Below are 3,345 nucleotides of genomic sequence, written 5' to 3'. Positions count from 1 at the left end.
GAGGTGGTCACGGCGGCCGCGAACTGCCCCCGGCGCAATTACCGCCTCCCAGCAACGCTCCCGTTTTCGGTGATTTGCCCAATCCGTCCCGCTTCAACGATCTCGCGGCGCTCGACGCGCTCGCCGAGAATCTGGCCCGTGGCGAGGGTGAGTCTCTCTGGTTAAATAAGATCTACGCGTTCACGCTTTTCGAGCTGACGGGGTTTGCCCGCCAGTTGGGAGTGCGGTTCGACGGCGCGCCGAGCAAGCGGCAGTTGTTGACCGAAATCTTCAGGTTTGCCGCGGAAAAAAGCCGGCCGATCCGGGATGTCGCGCACATCGATCAAAACGACCGCGGGTCATTTCTGGTCCACGACCACGTCAATTATCGACTGTATCCGGAAGACGCCTACCTGCCCGAGAGTCTGGTTAAGCGGTTCGGACTCAAACGCGGCCATCGCGTCGAAGTCGTGATTCAGCCGCCGCAGGAGGGCGAGCGCTGTCCGTCCGCCGTCCGCGTTGAGAGTGTCATGGGTCTGAAGCCCGAGGAGATCGCGAACGTCACTCCTTTTGAGGAACTCATTCCGTACTATCCGTTGAAGCGCATTCTGCTCGAGGACGCCGATGTCGTGAAGGACGTCTCGATGCGAGCGGTCGACATCCTGACGCCGATCGGCTTCGGGCAGCGCGGGCTCATCGTGGCTCCGCCCCGCACCGGCAAAACGGTGTTGCTGCAGAATATCGCGAACTCGATTTCGGCGAACAGCCCCGACGTTAAACTCATCCTCCTGCTCATCGACGAGCGGCCGGAGGAGGTAACCGATTTCCGTCGTCACACGAAGGGTGAAGTCGTTTCCTCGACGTTCGACGAGTCGCCGGAGTCGCACGTGCACTGCGCCGAAATGGTGATCGAGATCGCTCGTCGCCGCATCGAGCAAGGTGAGCACGTGGTCATCCTCCTGGATTCGATCACGCGTCTGGCGCGAGCCTACAACGCGCTCGCCGGCAACCAGGGCAAGACGATGTCCGGCGGTCTCGAATCCAACGCCCTGCAGAAGCCGAAACGTTTCTTCGGTTCCGCGCGTAACATCGAGGGCGGCGGCAGCCTCACGATCATTGCCAGTGCGCTGATCGATACGGGCAGCCGGATGGACGAAATCATCTTCGAAGAATTCAAGGGCACCGGTAACAGCGAACTGCATCTTGACCGTGGATTGGTGGAGCGCCGAATCTTCCCGGCAGTGAACATTGACCGGTCCGGCACGCGCAAAGAAGAACTGCTCTATCATCCGGATGAGTTGCAGCGCATCTTCGCGTTGCGCCGCGCGATGCAGGGTCTCGGCCCGATCGAGTCAATGGAGATGCTGATCAACCGGCTGAAGAAGACGAAGTCCAACGCCGAGTTCCTGATGAGCCTGGCTCCGAAATAAGCGCAGCGGCGCCCTCCATGACTCCTCCTACCCCGTCCGCTTCGCCAACCGACAGTGTTGCCGAGGAGTTCATTGTTCAGCTCGCCGTCGATCGTGGGCTGCTGTATCCAGCCCAGCTGGACGCAGCTCGCGCCCTGCATGGAACCGCGGGTCGGACGTTGCTGGCGACCCTCATGGCCCACGGCGCGATTGACGCCAAAGCCGTCGTTACTCTGCTCGCGAAAGAATTCGGGATGGCGATGGCGCCGGACCTCACGGCGCTGCGGATTCCGGGCGACGTTTTGGAACTGGTTCCGCGTTCCCTCGCGGCGAAGCATCGCCTGCTGCCGATCGCCCGGGAAGGCGCCCGGCTGCGGATCGCCCTGGCCGATCCGCTCGACACCGACGGCATCGATGCGCTGGGATACGTCGTCAAGATGCCCATCGAGACGGTCCTCGCCACCGCGGATGAAATCACGTCAGCGATCGACCGTTTTTACGGCAAGGACGCGAACTCGATCGACGACCTGCTCAACGATCTTTCCGTAACCGGTGGCGCCGTGGAAACGGCGGTCGCCACTGAACCCGGCGCGGCGACCACGGCGGTGAACGCCGAGGCCGACGCGCCCATCGTCAAACTGGTTCACCAGATCATCATCGAGGCGATTCAGCGCCGCGCCTCGGACATCCACATCGAGCCGCTGGAAAAACGCCTGCGGGTGCGCTACCGCATCGACGGGGTTTTGATCGAAGTGGAAAATCCGCCCAAGCGGCTGCAGCTCTCCATTCTTTCGCGGCTCAAGATCATGGCGAACATCAGTATCGCCGAGAAGCGGATCCCGCAGGACGGTCGCATTCAGATTGGAGTGGGCGGCAAGCAACTGGATCTACGCGTCTCCTCGTTGCCGACGGCGCATGGCGAGAGTATTGTCATGCGTATTCTCGACAAGGAAGGCCTGACGCTCGGCCTGCCGGAGTTGGGTTTCCTGAGTGACGACGCGGCCACGTTTGAACGCCTGATTTCGTTGCCCGATGGCATTCTGCTCGTCACCGGACCGACGGGATCCGGCAAGACGACAACGCTGTACGGCTGTCTTCACTTCATTAACAAGCCGGATCGGAAAATTATCACGGTCGAAGACCCGGTAGAGTACCAACTCAACGGCATCAACCAGGTGCCGGTGCGACATGATGTCGGGATGACGTTTGCGTCGGCGCTGCGTGCGATGCTGCGGCAGGCGCCTAATATTGTGATGGTCGGAGAAATTCGCGATTTGGAGACGGCTGAAATTGCCATCAACGCCTCGCTGACGGGCCACATGGTGTTCTCGACCTTGCACACGAATGATGCGCCGGGCGCCGTCACGCGCTTGATCGACATCGGGGTGAAGCCGTTTTTGGTGTCGACGTCGCTTCGCGCGGTGATGGCCCAGCGGCTCGTGCGCAAGATTTGCCGGCACTGCAAACGCCCGATGATTCCGGATGCGAAGGAGCTGCGGTCGCTCAATATCACTGTCGCGCAGGCCGAGCACGCCACGTTTGCGAAGGGCGACGGGTGCGCGGATTGCAACGCCACGGGGTACCGGGGGCGCATGGGAATCTTCGAAATCCTCGTCGTAAACGAGGAATTACAGAAAATGATTTATGAAAATGCGGGTACGGCCCGCCTGCGCGACAAAGCGAGATCGCTTGGCATGCGGACCATGCGTGAAGATGGCACCCGCAAAGTCACCGCGGGTTTGACCACTATTGAAGAGGTCGTCTCGATCACGGTCGGCGATGCAAGCTGACGGGCCCCAGCTCTTTCGCGGTCCTTCCCAGCAGACTTAAACGACCACCATGAGCTACGAAATGAACGACCTGCTCGACCTGATGGTCGAACAAGGAGCCTCCGATCTTCACATCCAAGTCGGTCAGCCGCCCACGTTGCGCCTCAGCGGCAGCATGACGCCGATCG

At 61.0% G+C, this 3,345-nt stretch carries 3 protein-coding genes; all 3 read left to right on the top strand.

What is annotated here, in order from left to right; all coding sequences use genetic code 11:
• Nucleotides 1-1,409, top strand: a 1,409-nt coding sequence (rho, locus tag SGJ19_10410) for a transcription termination factor Rho (protein MDZ4780654.1), incomplete at its 5' end; no start/stop codon positions are given.
• 17 nt (nt 1,410-1,426) lie between these two features.
• Nucleotides 1,427-3,178: an ATPase, T2SS/T4P/T4SS family gene (locus SGJ19_10405; protein ID MDZ4780653.1), complete on the top strand. Its 1,752-nt coding sequence runs from the start codon at nt 1,427-1,429 to the stop codon at nt 3,176-3,178.
• A gap of 49 nt (nt 3,179-3,227) precedes the next feature.
• Nucleotides 3,228-3,345 (top strand): type IV pili twitching motility protein PilT (locus SGJ19_10400; GenBank protein MDZ4780652.1); only part of this gene is annotated, 118 nt, incomplete at its 3' end.

The sequence above is a fragment of the Planctomycetia bacterium genome (assembly GCA_034440135.1).
Lineage (GTDB): Bacteria > Planctomycetota > Planctomycetia > Pirellulales > JALHLM01 > JALHLM01.
The sequence above is the reverse complement of the archived record's forward strand: the minus strand, read 5'-3'. Positions and strand labels throughout refer to the sequence as shown.

Excerpts from the sequence above, each read along its gene's own strand:
- SGJ19_10405 (MDZ4780653.1), top strand. The coding sequence starts at position 1,427 with ATGACTCCTCCTACCCCGTCCGCTTCGCCAACCGACAGTGTTGCCGAG.